The organism is Dendrosporobacter quercicolus (assembly GCF_900104455.1).
Taxonomy (GTDB): Bacteria; Bacillota; Negativicutes; order DSM-1736; family Dendrosporobacteraceae; genus Dendrosporobacter; species Dendrosporobacter quercicolus.
Genome location: NZ_FNHB01000008.1, coordinates 25,483 through 40,452 on the forward strand (window position 1 = coordinate 25,483; position 14,970 = coordinate 40,452).

At 50.8% G+C, this 14,970-nt stretch carries 15 protein-coding genes; all 15 read left to right on the forward strand.

The annotated features are described in order from the left end of the window. Positions 1-54 precede the first annotated feature (54 nt). The 15 genes from BLR06_RS14155 (at position 55) to BLR06_RS14225 (ending at position 14,860) form a co-directional block, all read left to right on the forward strand. A complete protein-coding gene (locus BLR06_RS14155; RefSeq protein ID WP_092074249.1) occupies positions 55-708 on the forward strand; it encodes a hypothetical protein in 654 nt (217 codons plus the stop codon). Between the two features lie 107 nt (positions 709-815). Further along, positions 816-1,733, forward strand: coding sequence for a hypothetical protein (locus BLR06_RS14160; protein WP_245698161.1), 918 nt, complete (start codon positions 816-818; stop codon positions 1,731-1,733). Positions 1,734-2,096: 363 nt separating this feature from the next. Further along, complete coding sequence (locus tag BLR06_RS14165) at positions 2,097-3,476, forward strand: LPS-assembly protein LptD (RefSeq protein WP_092074250.1); 1,380 nt, start codon at positions 2,097-2,099, stop codon at positions 3,474-3,476. Positions 3,477-3,498: 22 nt separating this feature from the next. After that, positions 3,499-4,509, forward strand: a complete 1,011-nt coding sequence (locus BLR06_RS14170; RefSeq protein WP_422699891.1) for a bifunctional heptose 7-phosphate kinase/heptose 1-phosphate adenyltransferase — start codon at positions 3,499-3,501, stop codon at positions 4,507-4,509. After that, a complete protein-coding gene (gene rfaE2, locus BLR06_RS14175) occupies positions 4,490-4,954 on the forward strand; it encodes a D-glycero-beta-D-manno-heptose 1-phosphate adenylyltransferase (protein ID WP_092074252.1) in 465 nt (154 codons plus the stop codon). Before BLR06_RS14170 ends, rfaE2 begins: the two co-directional genes overlap by 20 nt. A gap of 4 nt (positions 4,955-4,958) precedes the next feature. Then, positions 4,959-5,999: a lipopolysaccharide heptosyltransferase I gene (gene waaC / locus BLR06_RS14180; protein ID WP_092074253.1), complete on the forward strand. Its 1,041-nt coding sequence runs from the start codon at positions 4,959-4,961 to the stop codon at positions 5,997-5,999. Beyond that, a complete protein-coding gene (locus tag BLR06_RS14185; RefSeq protein ID WP_092074254.1) occupies positions 6,000-7,142 on the forward strand; it encodes a glycosyltransferase in 1,143 nt (380 codons plus the stop codon). A 69-nt stretch (positions 7,143-7,211) separates the two neighbouring features. Continuing rightward, positions 7,212-8,498, forward strand: a complete 1,287-nt coding sequence (locus tag BLR06_RS14190) for a CDP-glycerol glycerophosphotransferase family protein (RefSeq protein ID WP_173812950.1) — start codon at positions 7,212-7,214, stop codon at positions 8,496-8,498. Further along, on the forward strand, positions 8,491-9,234 hold the full coding sequence (locus tag BLR06_RS14195; protein ID WP_092074256.1) for a polysaccharide deacetylase family protein: 744 nt from the start codon (positions 8,491-8,493) through the stop codon (positions 9,232-9,234). Before BLR06_RS14190 ends, BLR06_RS14195 begins: the two co-directional genes overlap by 8 nt. Before the next feature lie 62 nt (positions 9,235-9,296). Continuing rightward, a complete protein-coding gene (locus BLR06_RS14200) occupies positions 9,297-10,400 on the forward strand; it encodes a glycosyltransferase family 4 protein (protein ID WP_092074257.1) in 1,104 nt (367 codons plus the stop codon). A gap of 33 nt (positions 10,401-10,433) precedes the next feature. After that, positions 10,434-11,534 (forward strand): polysialyltransferase family glycosyltransferase, encoded by a 1,101-nt coding sequence (locus BLR06_RS14205; protein WP_092074258.1) that lies wholly within the window; start codon positions 10,434-10,436, stop codon positions 11,532-11,534. 73 nt (positions 11,535-11,607) lie between these two features. Next, positions 11,608-12,552: a glycosyltransferase family 8 protein gene (locus BLR06_RS14210; RefSeq protein ID WP_173812953.1), complete on the forward strand. Its 945-nt coding sequence runs from the start codon at positions 11,608-11,610 to the stop codon at positions 12,550-12,552. Between the two features lie 18 nt (positions 12,553-12,570). Beyond that, entirely contained in the window at positions 12,571-13,533 is a 963-nt protein-coding gene (locus BLR06_RS14215) for a polysaccharide pyruvyl transferase family protein (RefSeq protein WP_092074260.1), read from the forward strand. Between the two features lie 11 nt (positions 13,534-13,544). After that, positions 13,545-13,970 (forward strand): VanZ family protein, encoded by a 426-nt coding sequence (locus BLR06_RS14220; protein ID WP_092074261.1) that lies wholly within the window; start codon positions 13,545-13,547, stop codon positions 13,968-13,970. Positions 13,971-14,068: 98 nt separating this feature from the next. Beyond that, entirely contained in the window at positions 14,069-14,860 is a 792-nt protein-coding gene (locus BLR06_RS14225) for a tyrosine-protein phosphatase (protein WP_092074262.1), read from the forward strand. Positions 14,861-14,970: the final 110 nt, after the last annotated feature.

Consider the following 14,970-nt stretch of genomic DNA (forward strand, 5'->3'; position numbering starts at 1 on the left):
TGGTATTAAAGGCAAGACTGCGCAGCATTAAGTTATATTGAGAAGGTGCCGTTAGTGAAAAGTAAACATTTTGTAACAACATTGAATCCAATTTCGAAAACCTGCTTATTTCTATTGCTCCTTTTAATTCCAGTGGCGTTTTTGCTGCCGGCGGGGTGGGGGCGGGAGAATCAACCGGTAGAAAATATACAAGTGCTGGTGCTGCTTGCGATCGGTGTGGTGATGTACAGGGCTTATCGCTCCGGCGCCGGTTCTATGGCGACGAAAAAACTGATTTTGTGGGCGATTCCTCTGCTGGGCATCGTACTTTTGCGCGAGCTAAGCTGGGGCCGGGTTTTTTACCCAGATGGCAGTGGCGGCTTTTTGCCCCTGGAAAAAGTGTATTTTGGCCATTATGTTTATCCGGCTATTGGCGCAATCGCTATTGCCGTAGTTGCAGGGATTTTCCGGCAGAAGCTGCACCAAGAATTTGTGCGCTGGTTTAAATATGGAAAATTCCCGCTGGTCGACATTTTGCTGATTGTTGGTTGTTTCTTTGCCGCTGATTTTATTGAGCATAGTAAAATCTTCCGCGGACAACGTCAGGAGTTATTTGAGGAACTATTGGAATTGGTGATGTATATAGCTGTCATGAGCCTGTTTTTTAATCTCGGCTTTAATAAGGATATGCAGCCTGCCTCCCTGGAGTCTGAAGCTGAGAAGAAGTAAAAAGCAGCCCTTTGGTTTTTGATCCTGCCATCCCGATGGCAGGATTTTGTATTTTCATCCCGAAATATAGCAGTATCAGACTTTAGTTTGTTATAGGAGGTTATTTCATGTTGCGCAAGTTGATGATCTGCACTTTACTAATGACGTTTTTACTGACTTCGTTGGTATCAGCTCAGAGTTTTCAGGAATTAACGGTTTTAGATAAGACCACAGCCGCCGAAAAGATTATCTATGGCAGTGACCAGACTGGCTCGTTAATTGAGCGGGCGAATAAAATGGAACAGGATCTTTTTGGCGATACCACTTCGGACGCACTCACCGCCAGGCTTGATATAATCTATGCCTATTTGACTGAGAACTCATCAACTTCGCCGTCTTTTCAGTCCAAAGTTAACGCGGTGGAGTGGACGATCAATCATAATGTAACTGCTCAGCCGGCAAAAAGCAAAATTGAAAATATGGAGCTTACGCTTTTGGGGAATTCCGAAACGGGAAATTTAGATGACCGTGCCGATAAGCTGGCCCAAATAGCTTATCCCGGCGGACAGATCAATGTAAGCCCGACCACGGTATATCAGGATACGCTTATTAAGATAAAAACAGTAACGGAACTGGACAGCCGCAAAAACCGCGTGGGCGATTCGGTTGTTTATCAGACCGCCGAAGATGTATCGTCCAACGGTCTGCTGGTTATCCCCCAAGGCACGCTGGGAAGTGGAAAAATAACCAAAGTACGTCAATCCCGCAATTTTGGCCGTGATGCGGTTCTCGAAGTCAGCTTTGACGATATCACCGCTTTTGATGGCAGCCTGATTCAAACCGAAATGGGCGATAAGGCGAAGGAAGAAACCAAATCACTGGTTAAAGCGGCCGGGGCATCCGTTGCCGGCATAGCCCTGCTGGGACCGATCGGTGTTGTGGGCGGCGCGTTCATTCGGGGATCGGATATCACCATTCCTGCCGGCACTGAATTATATATTCAGGTTAAGGCTGATGCCAGTGTGTATGGATTACAGATTGACTAGCCAACCAAACCGGTAACCGTATTGCTTTGAAACTGCTGTGAAAATCTCCCGCTTTGACGGGAGATTTTACTTTTTTTGCTCTCTAAGCCAGCTCAAAGAATCATGGTATATACTCTAGAATTGCAGGTGAGACTAATTTTTGTAAATAGTTCTTTGCCAGTAAGGCGACGCACGAAGCCGGGCGGGAAATATCGCGCCAAGAACACGGAGGATTTGGACTTGGTGAACTACTAGATATTGCCGTAGCAATTTGGGCAGGAAAAGCGGTATAATTGTAGAATAAAGTCTATTTGAATAATACTCAAAAATAAATTGCTGCACGAATAACCGCAGGAAATAGCCTGAGATAGTGAAGGAGAAGCTATGAATAACGCCAAAAAATATCTGTTGGGATTATTGGCTTTGATTGCTGTAGTCAGTACCGCTTTGCCGGCCGGCGCGGCTGATTCAAATACTGCTCCAGGTCAGGCTCCCATTGTTTTTGAGGGTGATGACCTGTCCTTTAGTGAGCTGACCGGCGAAGTTTTTGCCAAAGGCAATGTCAGAATTCAGAAGGATCAAATGATAATAACCACGGAAGAGCTGCGCGGCAATACCAGACAAAGCCAGGTCTGGGTGGATGGCCTGGCGCAGGTTTCAGAGCCGGGGTTAAATCTGGCGGTTAACGGAGTTGATTATAATTACCGGGACCGGACCGGTACAATGGCTGGTGTCAGGGGAACCATCGACAAAGAAAATATCAGCGCTCAGAATATCCATCTGGCGCCTGATGAGTATATTCTCTATAATGGCACAATCACCAGATGTCCGGCCAAAGTGCCTGACTATCATGTCAGTGCGGATAAAATAGAGGTATGGCCTGGCAATCGGATTGTTGCCCATAATGCCAGGTTCTGGATTAAGGATAAAGTAATCTTTGTTTTACCGAAGTACCAGAAATCACTGAATTCGGAAGCCGCCTCAGAATCAAGCTTCCCCCGTCTGGGGTATGATTCCGACAATGGCGTAATGATTGCCCAGTATCTGGAGTTTCCGCTTAACGATCATTTAGCGGTTTACGGCGATGCGGCCTATTACAGCCGAAGCCATTTCAAACCCAAAGCCGGGCTGATTAACCGGGAGAAAAATTACACTGCCAGCATTGACTGGGGTTATGCCGAAAACTCGGATAATGACTGGGTCAAGAAAGAACCGGAATTTGCCTTTAAATTAAATCCTTACCGGCTTGGGCATTCGCCTGTTACCGCTAACTTTTTCGTAAGCGCCGGTAAATGGATTGAGGGTGATATTTCCGGCTGGCGGCAGGACTACAACTTGTATTTCAGGCATGATCCGATCAAACTCAGCGATAGGTATACGTTGAATTTTGGCGCCGGGTTTGAAAAGATTAAGTATGGCTATGACAAATCGACCAATGATATCTGGAAATATGATATCAAACTGAAAGCCAAGCCCAATGACCGTTTGGAATGGTGGACCGGCTACAGCTATCGGGACCAGTCCGCGACCAATCTTTATAAATATGACGAAATAGATACGCCGAAGGAATGGACGACCGGGTTTATGTATAAAGCGGATAAACTGAACAGTCTCGGCGTCGAAGTGAGCTATGACGTTGAACAAAGCAAGGTGGAAGACATCGACTATACCTGGCGCCGGAATCTGCATTGCTTTGAGGCCGATATTATCTACCGGGCTGAGCGGGATCAGGTAAAAATCAGGGTGTCAACGCTGGAATGGTAAAATGCTCAAAGGAGTCTTGTACTTGGATAATCTTCTTTTTAAAATAATCAAGGGTTTTCAACAGCAAAAGATTATGGTTGTTGGCGATATGGTGGCCGATGTTTACCTGGAAGGCCGGATTGCCAGAATCTCCCGGGAGGCCCCGGTATTGATCCTGGAGCACGAGTCCGAAACCGTTCTGCCTGGCGGCGCGGCCAATGTTGTTCATAACGTTACCACGCTCGGCGGGCAGGTATATGCGGTCGGCGTGGTTGGAAATGATGCGGCCGGCCACGAATTGATCAGAGTGCTGGCCGGTAAGTCGGTCGACACCGGCGGCATCATTGTTGATGATCTGCGGGCAACAATCACCAAGACCAGAGTTATGGCCGGCGGACAAGCCACCGTCCGGCAGCAGGTGGTCCGGGTTGACCGGGAAAGCAAAACAGCGCTGGATTCAGCGGCCGAGGCCAGGCTGCTGGCGTATGCGGAAAACATTCTGGCCAAGATGGCGCTGGTTGTGATCAGCGATTACGGCGGGCATACGGTTACCAACAATATTATTGAATATCTGATTCAGCGGTGCAGGCAGCTGGGCATCCCTTGCATGGTCGATTCAAGGTATAATGTGATGGCCTATAAGGGTGTGACAATTGTCAAGCAAAATGAGTCGGAAGCGGCTGCGGCTATTGGCCTGAAAAATCTGGATGACGATGGGATCATTACTGCCGGGCAGGCCATTCTGACCCAATTGGAGGCCGACGCTGTACTATTGAGCAGAGGTCCTGACGGAATGACCCTGTTTGAACGTTCGGGCCGCTATACGCACATTCCGGTTAGCAATAAAAGTGAAGTGTATGATGTTACCGGGGCCGGCGATACCGTAGTGGCCGCCGCCGTCCTGGCCTTAGCGGCCGGCGCTTCTTATCTGGCCGCCGCCCGGCTGGCTAATTTGGCCGCCGGGGTAGTTGTCCGCAAACCAGGGACGGCCACCGCAACGCCGGAGGAATTGGTCACCGCGATTGGAGAGCAGCATGAAAATTTTGAAGTCTGATCAGCTTGCCGCTGCAGTTGCCGCAATGAAAGCCGCCGGTAAGACCATTGTATTTACCAACGGCTGTTTCGATATCCTGCATGCCGGACATGTGCGGTATTTAACCGCAGCCCGTAAATTGGGCGATTGCCTGGTTGTCGGCTTGAACAGCGACCAGTCGGTGCGCTGTTTGAAAGGTCCCAACCGGCCGGTTAATCCCCAGGAGGACCGGGCTGAAGTGCTGGCTGGCCTGTCTGCTGTGGATATTGTGACAATCTTCGAAGAACAGACTGCCGAAGAACTGGTCAGGCGGATCAAGCCGGCAGTTTATGTCAAAGGCGGCGATTATCAGGAAGATCAGCTGCCTGAGGCGCGGCTGGCCGCGCAATATGGCGGGAAAACGGTACTTATTCCGGCTGTGCCGGGACGTTCCTCCAGTAATATTATTAAAAAAATCAAGGGGTGAGCAAATGCCCTTTCAGCATATTCTAATTGTAAAGCTCAGTGCAATTGGCGATGTCATTCATGCTTTGCCTGTTGCGCAGGCGTTAAAACAGTGTTATCCCGCTTGCCGGATTACCTGGATTGTTGAAAAGCCGGCGCTGGATTTACTAACCAGTCATCCGGCCGTTGATGAGGTGATTGTTTTTGAAAAGGCCAAATTCAAATCATTGCCGGGAGCGCTGACCAATATTCCGGCGTTTGCGGCCCGGCTGCGCCAGTATCAGTTTGATTTGGTTTTGGATTTGCAAGGCTTGTTTAAAAGCGGGATGATTTCTCTGCTGAGCGGGGCGGCGACGCGCCTGGTTTATGAAAATGCCCGGGAGGGCAGTCAATTGGTCAGTAAACGCATCAGTGGAGCAATGTCCGGCAAGCACGTGGTCGAGCGTTATTTGGATGTTGTGCGCCATCTGGGCTGCGCGGTAGAAAAGCCGGTGTTTAATATTGGCATTGCCCAGGAACAACAACAACAGGCCCGGCAAATTTTTCAGCAGGCCGGTTACCGGAACAAGGAGCCTTATATTGTGATGGCGCTTGGCGCAAATTGGCCCAATAAAATCTGGCCTGCCGAGTATTTCGCCCTCCTCTCCGACCGTATCTATGACCGGGGCCTGGTGCCGGTCGTAACCGGCGGGCCTGGTGATGGATACCTGCTGGAGCGGCTGCTGCAATATGCGGCTGTTCCGCCAATTAACCTGATTGGCAAGACTTCCCTGCCGCAGCTGGCGGCGATTATCCGGGGGGCGCGGGCCTTTGTGGGCGGAGATACCGGACCTATGCATCTGTCGGCGGCGCTGAATACCCCCACAGTGGCGTTGATGGGTCCTACAGATGCTGAGCGCAATGGTCCCTATGGCGAAGGCCACAAGGTTCTGCTGGCGAATCGCGCCTGTATCGGCTGTTGGCGGCGTAAATGCGTCAAAGGGGTGGATTGCCTGGCCGCCATTAGTGTCGAGGCGGTATCTGCGGCGTTAGAGCAGCTTTTCTGTAGGGAGGATGCGGAGGGTTAGATGAACATTCTAATACTTTTTTCCCAGCCCTGGAAGGTTGGCGGCGCGGAAACGCATGTCCAGGCCTTCATCCAGGGGGTATACGGGGAGCATGAGGTTTCTCTGGCGGTCAATACAGGCAGTGATCCGGTCCGCCTGCAGGAATTGGGAGAGCGGTTTCCCCGGTTGACCATTCTGACGATTCAGGCCAGAGGCATAAATATTTTCCGCTGGGCGGCGGATATTGTGAAATTGGCTAAACTGCTTAAATCGCAAAACATTCAGATTATCAGCGCCCAGCAGCGGACAGCCGGGTTATGGTCCTGGATTTTAAGGAAACTGACCGGCGTTCCGTTTGTTGTCACTATGCACGACTCCTGGCACCGGGCCATGGGCAAAAGGTACTATGGCGCGCTGTTCGACCGGATGATTGTTGTCAGCAGCAGTCTGGCTGAGCGGCTGCGGTCCGACTTTGCCATTGCCCCTGATAAAATCGTGCAAATTCATAACGGCATTGATTTCAGCCAGTTTATTCCGCTTGATCAACAGCAGGCCCGGCTGAAACTGGGGCTTGACCTAACCTGCAAGCTGATTTTGCATGTCAGCCGGCTTAGCTCCATTAAAGGCGCGGTAGCCCTGGCGATATTGGACAGCATTCCCCGGCTTGCAGATTATTGTCAGACGGCCAAGCTTGTGATTATTGGTGAAGGCCCGCTGCGGGCCGAACTGGAACAGCGGGCATTGGCAGTAAATAAGAAATATGATAATATAGTTGAAATAAAAGATTTTACGACCGATATTGTGTGCTGGTACTCCGCCGCCGATTTGATTATCGGCGAAGGCCGGGTGGCCATTGAGGCTTTGGCTTGTTTAAAGCCGGTTGTCGCCATCCGCAACAGCGAATTTTTTTTCGGGGCGGTCACGGCTGATAATATTCATTCCGCAATGGCAGTCAATTTTGACGGCCGGAATTTACCGGTCAAGCCTGAGCTGCTGGTCCGGGAAATTGCGAAAGGCTGGCAGCTGACGGCCGATTGCCGGGCTGAGATCCTGCAGGCCATTCAACAGCAAATGAGCATCCCGGTGATGACCGCTCAATATCTGCAGGTGTTTCGGAAAACACTGGCGCCTGGTGGCAATAGTGTTAAAAATGAGTCTTGCTGACTATAGAGTCAGGCGGTTGCTGCCAGAAAAATGGCTGCCTGGTTAACTTGGATTGAAGGGAGTTCAAATATGATCAAAACAGCAATCGTTGTTACGGCCAAATTATTGGAACGAATCGTTTATCTTTTGGCAGGCTGGCTGGTTATTATTCCGCTGACTTATCTGATCCCGAAAGACAATAAACTGATCTTGTTCAAAGGTACTTCCAATAACGTTAAATATCTCTTTTTCCATGCCTGCCGGCAACCGGCCGCTGACGGCGCAAAACTGTATTTTATGACCAGGAACAAGCAGCTGTCCGGGCAATTTAAAAAATACGGTTTGCCGGTATTGGAGTATCCCAGTTTACATAGTTTTTGGAAAATGTTCCGGGCCGGTACTTATATTGTGGATAATCACATTTCGCCATTGAATTATTATATTTTCTATCGCATCCACAAGGTACAGTTATGGCATGGCATTGTGGTCAAAAAAGTTGGCCCGTCTTCAATTAAAGGCTTGAAAAAGCTGCCGCCCAGCTGGCTGAAAACACTGGGTATGAAGCTGGTCTTTTATCCGACCTATGATGCTTTTATTTCCAATTCAGAGTTTTGCACCAGGGAAATTTTTGGTCCTACTATTAAAGCCCGCCGGTTTTTAGACTACGGCTATCCCCGCAACGATGTTTTGTTTGGCAAACCGTCTGTCGCCGAGCCGTTATGGGGAACGGATGAAATAAGCAATCAAAGGATCGAGAGCTTTAAAGCCAAGGGCGGTCAGGTGGTATTATTTTCACCCACCTGGCGGGATACCGGCGGGGAGCTTATTTCCGATCAGGCGGTTGATTTGGCAGGCTTAAATGCGTTTGGCGCTGCACACAATATTTTGTTTGTGTTCAAATTTCATCCCTCAACCCGGAGCGGGGCTGTCATTACAGACTATTCCCATTGTATGGAATATATCAAAGGGCGGGATATTTATCCGGTCATGTCACTGATTGATCTGATGATTACCGATTATTCCTCGATTTATCTGGATTATCTCCTGTTAAAAAAACCACTGGTCTTTTTTCCGTATGACTATCAAAAATATACCGAAAAAGACCGCGATCTTATTGTTGACTATGAGTGGTTTACACCGGGGCCCAAATGTTATACCCAGCCCGAACTGGAGGCTGCCATTGCCCGCCTGCTGGTGGAAAAACAGGATGATTATACGGCCAGAAGGCAGGAAATCCTGGATGTTGCCTGCACCTATCAGGATGGCAATGCCGCGGAGCGGGTTTGGAGCTTTATTAAGGAACAGGCGCGGCTGGACAGCCCCCGGCCGGTTACGACCGGGCGCCTGACCGTGCGAGGCCGTGAAGAGCATGCCTAATACAGCGCCAATTCTGATGTACCACCGGGTGGATGTGGTATCAGATAATCGTAATACGGTAGCCCTGGAGCAGTTTCGCCGGCAGCTTCAATTTTTACATGACAACGGTTATACAACCATCAGCATGAAAGCGCTGTATGACCATCTGACGGCAGACACGGCGCTGCCGGCCAAGCCGGTGCTGCTGACTTTTGATGACGGTTATGAAGATAATCACAGACATGTATTGCCGTTATTGCAGGCCTATCGGATGAAGGCCATTGTATTTCCTGTTGCGCAGTGGGTAGGCGCAGCCTGCGGCTGGAAAAAAAATCCGGCTGCCGAGCGGCTGATGAACTGGCGGCAGCTGCAGGAATGGCAGGCCGCCGGCCTGGAAATTGGCGCCCATACCTTTTCGCATGGGCGTCTTAGTACAATGACGGATGAGCAAGTGGCGTATGAACTGCGGCAAAGCAAAGCCGTCCTGGAGGAACAGCTCGGCCGGCCTGTGGATTTTTTATGCTATCCTTATGGCGATTTTGACGCCAGGACCGGGCAGCATGCCGAGCAGGCCGGCTATAAGGCCGCTTTAGGCATATTTAATGGTACCGGGCAGACGCAGCGGTATGCATTGCCGCGCATTGGCGTGTCGTCCCGGACGGCGCTGTGGGAATACCGGTTGAAGGTTTCAAAACTATGGAAGGCTTTTGTTGCCGCCCGCCGGCTGGAGGGAAGCGTAAAAAATATCTTCCGGTAAGGAAGCCTGGCTGGTACGTTCAACGGCAGGCCGGGGGCAATAAAAAGTACTGAGGAAAATGAATGGATACATTGAAAGTTTTGCTGGTTGTGCCGCGGCTGAATATCGGCGGCGCGGAATCATATGTTATTACAACCGCTCTGGGCCTGGCTCGCCGGGGGATGCAGGTGGTTGTCGCATCCTGGGGCGGTAAATTGGCGGGGCTTTTGGCCGAAGCGGGCATTGCCCACTACCTGGTTCCGGTGCGCTTAAGCAGTTATCTGACCTCGCTGATGCTGGAATATATCGTTAGAAAGCACGGGATCCAGCTTATTCATGCCAATTCAGCCGCCGCTGGTTATGCCGCCCTGCAGGCAGGCCAACGGCTGCATTTGCCTGTAGTCTATACTGCTCATGGCGTTTTCGGGCATGAACCGAAAGAAATGGTCCTGGCCCAGGCGGACAAGATTATCTGCGTAAGCAATTTTCTCCACCGGCGTTCGCTGGAAAAAGGGGTGGCGGCGGAAAAACTGGTTACTATATATAATGGGATTGATTTAACTAAGTTTGCGCCCCGGCCGGCTGAGACGGCTATGCTGAGACGGCAGCTGGGGCTGGGCGAAAAGGACTTTGTCATCGGCATGGTTTCCCGGATCAAAAACCTAAAGGCCAAAGGCCATGGGGATCTTTTGACCATGCTGGCCAAATTCCAGGGGCAGCAGCCTGACTGGCGGGTGCTGGTCGTAGGCAAGGGCAATGGGCTGCGCCGCTTCAAAGCCGAGGCCCGGCAGCTGGGGGTGGGCAATCAGATCTGCATTGCCGGCCACAGCACCGAGGTGCCGCAGCTGATGCAGGCGATGGACGTACTATTGCTGCCGTCTGATTTCGAAACGTTTGGACTGGTGCTGGTAGAAGCCATGGCGATGGCCAAACCGGTAATTGCCTATGCCGTCGGCGGCACGCCCGAAGCAATTGAGGATCAGGCTACCGGATTTTTAATACCCAAGGGCGATATTGACGCCATGTACGGAAAATTAAACCTGTTGTATGAGCAGCCGGAAGTGGCGGCGGCAATGGGCGACACAGGCGTAAGCCGGGTAAAACGAATGTTCAACAGTGACCAGATGCTTGATCAGCTGCTGGCTGTTTATGCCGAGGTGTTACAGGCCAGGCAGGATAAAAATTAAAGGGCTTATGCTTTCGGCTGAAGGGATCTGCTTATGAATAATGTATTTCTTGTTGGTACGCCCCTGCAGCTGCTGGCGGCCTATATTATGGCCAGTGAGCTGTTTGGTCAGGCGACGAATCAATTGCTGCTGATTCATCCTCAAAAGGACCAAATCTGGCGCAGCAGTGATTCGCTGCGCACCATGACGGAGGACCAAGCGGTCTGGCGTCAGGTCATTAGCCGCGACAAGTGGCTGAGCGGCGATTATATCTGGCGGTATCCCCGGGCAATGAAGCTGCTGCAGCAGCGGGTGCTGTCCTTTGGCAAAGTGGATAACGTCTATCTCGGATCAGATAAGATTATTCAAAATCAGCTGTTCGTCGAACTGCTGGGCTGTAATTCTTATGCCCGGATTGATGACGGCATTTGGTCTTACCACAACCGCGACCGGCGAAAACTTAGCAAACTGTGGCAGCTGGCCCGGATCAGTTTTTTTCGCAGTATCGGCGGAATTAGCGGCAATTTGCAGTACAACCTTGGCGGACTGGGCCATGGCCTGGCGGCTACCGCCGATTATCTGTTTAAACCGCAGCTGCTGGAAAGGCCTTCGCCCAATGCCGTCTGCCTGGAACGGAGTATGGTGCAGCGGGTTATGGCAAGACTTGTTGCCGGGATGAAACCCCTGCCGGCCATGTCGGCCGGTAATTGCCTGTTGTTTTTAGGCAGTACCTTTGTTGAGCGGAAAGTGATCACCGGACAAGAGGAACAAGCGATGCTTGGTGATATTTCCCGGCTGGCGCACGATTACGGGCTAAGGCTGATTTATAAACCTCACCCCGGCGAATCGTCCGCTAAAATAGCTGACTATAGCGGCCGGTTCCCCGCAATGACCATTGTTCCCGGCAAGGATCCCATTGAAGTCCTTTATGCCAAATACAGCAGCCTGAGATGGGCGGTAAGCATTAGCTCGTCCGGCTTGCTGTTTGCGGATGTATTTTCCGAAACTATCACGCCAATTGCGCTGTTTAAGCTGTATGCAGTGAGTACAAATGACCGGATCTTAGCGCGAATGATGGATAAGGCCGGTGTAAGCATTCCGGACAGTATCGGCGAATTGCGCAGGATGATCGGTGGTCAGGCAGCTTGTACGTAAATATAATTTCCTAATACCGTTTAAACTAACTCCAGCGGGCTTATGCCGTAATTTGCGTAAGGAGTGAGTGCTTGTGGATACGATTCATATCGGCTTATGCATTGATGAACAATACGCCCAGCATGCCGGCGTGACCATGGAATCGGTTTTATACAATAAAAAGTCGCGGAATCCCGTGGCCTTTCATATCATCAGCGACAGCCTGTCCGCCGGGACCTGCCACAAGCTGCGGCAGATTGCCTGCAAGTACGGGGCGGAGGTATTCGTTTATCCTGTCGCTGCGCAGGATTTTGCTCAGCTGCCGGTAAGCCGGCATATCAGCAAAGCGACCTATTATCGCTTAACCATTGTCGATATTGTACCGGCGGCAATTGAGAAGATCATATATCTGGATGTTGATTTACTGGTCCGCGCGGATATTGCCGGGTTATGGAACGCCGATATTTCCGGTTACCTGGCCGGAGCGGTAGTGGATAGCGGGATCGAAGCGGTTGACCGGCAAAAAGGCTTGCGGAAAATTCTCGGAATGCCGCCGCAGGAGCCTTATTTTAATGCCGGGGTATTATTTATCAACGCTGAGCGGTGGCGGGAAAAACGCACCGGGGCTGAAGTCATCCGCTATATTAACGAAAACGCCGGCAGAATCGTTTTTGCCGATCAGGACGGCCTAAATGCCGTGCTCTGGGGAAAATGGCTTGCGCTTGATCCCAAATGGAATGTCTACCGGTTCTTGTTCAGAGTCTATTATAAGCTGAGTAAGGAAAAGCAGGCGCTTAGCCAGGCTGTCGTCCAGGCGCTTAAAGACCCTGGCATCGTTCATTTCACCGGGGCGCACAAGCCCTGGAAAAATGGCTGTACTATGCCTTATGTGAATGAATATTATTTTTATCTGGCGCGGACGCCCTGGCAGGGCTTTCAGACTCCGCAGCCCGCGCTGCGGGAGAGTTTAAAAGCGTACCGCTGGAAACTCCGCCGGATTTTCTTTGATTTTCTGGACCGGTTTCAGGTCCTGGCTTAGTACCGTAAGGAGTTCGCTGTGAAAAAAATTATGATATTTACACCGGCCATAGCCGCGTCCAATATTGGTGATGAAATTATCTATGAAGCGTGTGATAAGGTAATCAAATCCCTGTATCCTGACGGCTTTTATGTCAATGTTTCAACCCATCTGCCGCTGGATAGCTGGCTGGAGCAGTTTCAGGACGCCGATTTGAAGTTTGTCGCCGGTTCAAATTTGCTGGGCCGGCAGCGCTGGCGTAAACGCAGCCAGTGGAATTTGCATCTGTCTGCGCTTTCCTGGGCAGCGCCCAGTATTTTAATGGGCGTAGGCTGGCACCGCTATCAACGGAAAAGCACCGCCCTGGTCAGCAAATATGTCTATCGCCAGGTCTTGTCCAGGGACTATATCCATTCCGTAAGGGACAATTATACCCTGGAGAAGTTAAAAGAAATCGGTTTTGACAATGCGCTGAACACCGGATGCCCCACGATGTGGGGCCTGACGCCGGAACATTGCCAAACAATACCGCTGAAAAAAAGTGAAAAAGTCCTTACAACAGTAACCGACTATCATCAGGATCCGCAAAAAGATGCTGATATGCTCGATGTCCTGACCAGAAACTATCGGGAAGTTTATGTATGGCTGCAAGGCTATCATGATTATGATTATTTACAGGCGCTGCATGTTTTGGATAAGGTTAAAATCGTTCCGCCTAATTTAGCGGCCTATCAGTCGTTTTTGAACAATGAGCAGGTCGATTACGTTGGTACGCGACTGCACAGCGGTATCAAAGCGCTCCAGTGCGGGAAAAGAACGGTCATTATTGGTATTGATAACCGGGCCAATGAGAAACAGAAAGATTTTAACCTGCCGGTGCTGCGCCGGGAAAATATCACGGAGCTGGAAGCTCTGATCAATACAAGCTTTATAACGCAAATCCATTTGCCGGCCGAGCACATTCAGCAATGGAAAAATCAGTTTGCCCAGGGGCAAGGTTAGGATGATTTGGTGTGAGACTGTTACTCGTTTTACTAGTTCTGCTGATCATGAGCACGATCTTTTATTTTTCCAGCATTCCCGACCTGCATTTTATCGATCATGAGGCTCTGCCGGCCTGGCTGAAGTCCTGGATCAACCAATATTCACTGAAGCTGGGCGGAGAGGGCTTCTTTTCTTATACGCTCAGCCTGCATCCCGACTTTATCCTCCATAAGCTTGGCCATATTGCTCTATATGGCCTGCTGGGCAGCTGCTTGTTTCTGGCGACCAACAGATCGGTAGGCTGGAGCGTATTTCTTACAATAATCTTTGCGGTAAGCGATGAGTTGCATCAAGGCTATGTTCCCGGCCGGAGCAGCCGGTTCGGGGATGTGGCGTTGGATGTGGCCGCAGCGGTCCTGTCTATTTTACTGATCCGTAAGCTTAGGCAGAAATAATGGTCTGACAACTAAGAGTAGTACCTTGACCGAATAGGAAATGGTTGAACGATTGTCGAACTAATGAGGAAAGAGCAATGGCAAGGAGTAACTGACGAATGTTTGATCTGCATATTCATATCATTCCCGGCATTGATGACGGGGCTAAAGACGAGAAGACCACGCGCGAAATGCTGAAAATTGCCGCCGCCCAGGGTACAACCCATATGGTGGCAACGCCCCACGTCATTGAGGGGGACTGGCTGCCGGACTGGGAAACGATTCTCAGCCACTGCGAAAATCTCCGGCAAGCGGCAGGAGACCTGGGCTTGAATTTAACACTGTATCCCGGCGGCGAAATTGCCATGAGCATGGATATCCTGGACTTGATCAAAGGCCCCGGCCCTTATTGCCTCAATGGCGGGCGGTATCTGCTGGTGGAATTTCCCGCGGCTGAAATTCCTGATTTTGCCGATGACTTTTTCTTTACCCTGCAAACCCGCGGGGTTACCCCGGTAATTGCCCATCCGGAACGGCATCCGGTCATCGCCCGGCAGCCGGAGCGACTGGCCCAGTGGATCAACCGGGGCATCCTCACCCAGGTCAATTGCACCAGCCTGGCGGGCAAGATGGGGGAGCGTACCAGGCTGACGGCTGAGCTTTTAGTAGCCAATCAGATGATCTATAGCCTTGGCTCGGACGCTCACGGCCTGCGCACCCGCAATCCCGGCATGCGGGAAGGCGTTGCCAAGCTGGAAGCCCTGCTCGGATCGGCCGGAGCCCGCCGGATTATGTATGAACAGCCCCTGGCAATCGTCAACAGCCAGGAGGTGGCCATCCGGGAGATCAATCAGATCGTTCAACAGTCCAGGCCTAACCTGCTGACCCGCTTGATCCGGAAATATTTTTAGGACAGTCGTGTTACACTGTGGGAAAATGTCGGGAAATAGTTGAAAATAGTGAAAAGTTTCTCTTTCCAAATGTTAGGCTAAATGATAAAATAAAACTAGGACTTTAGTCG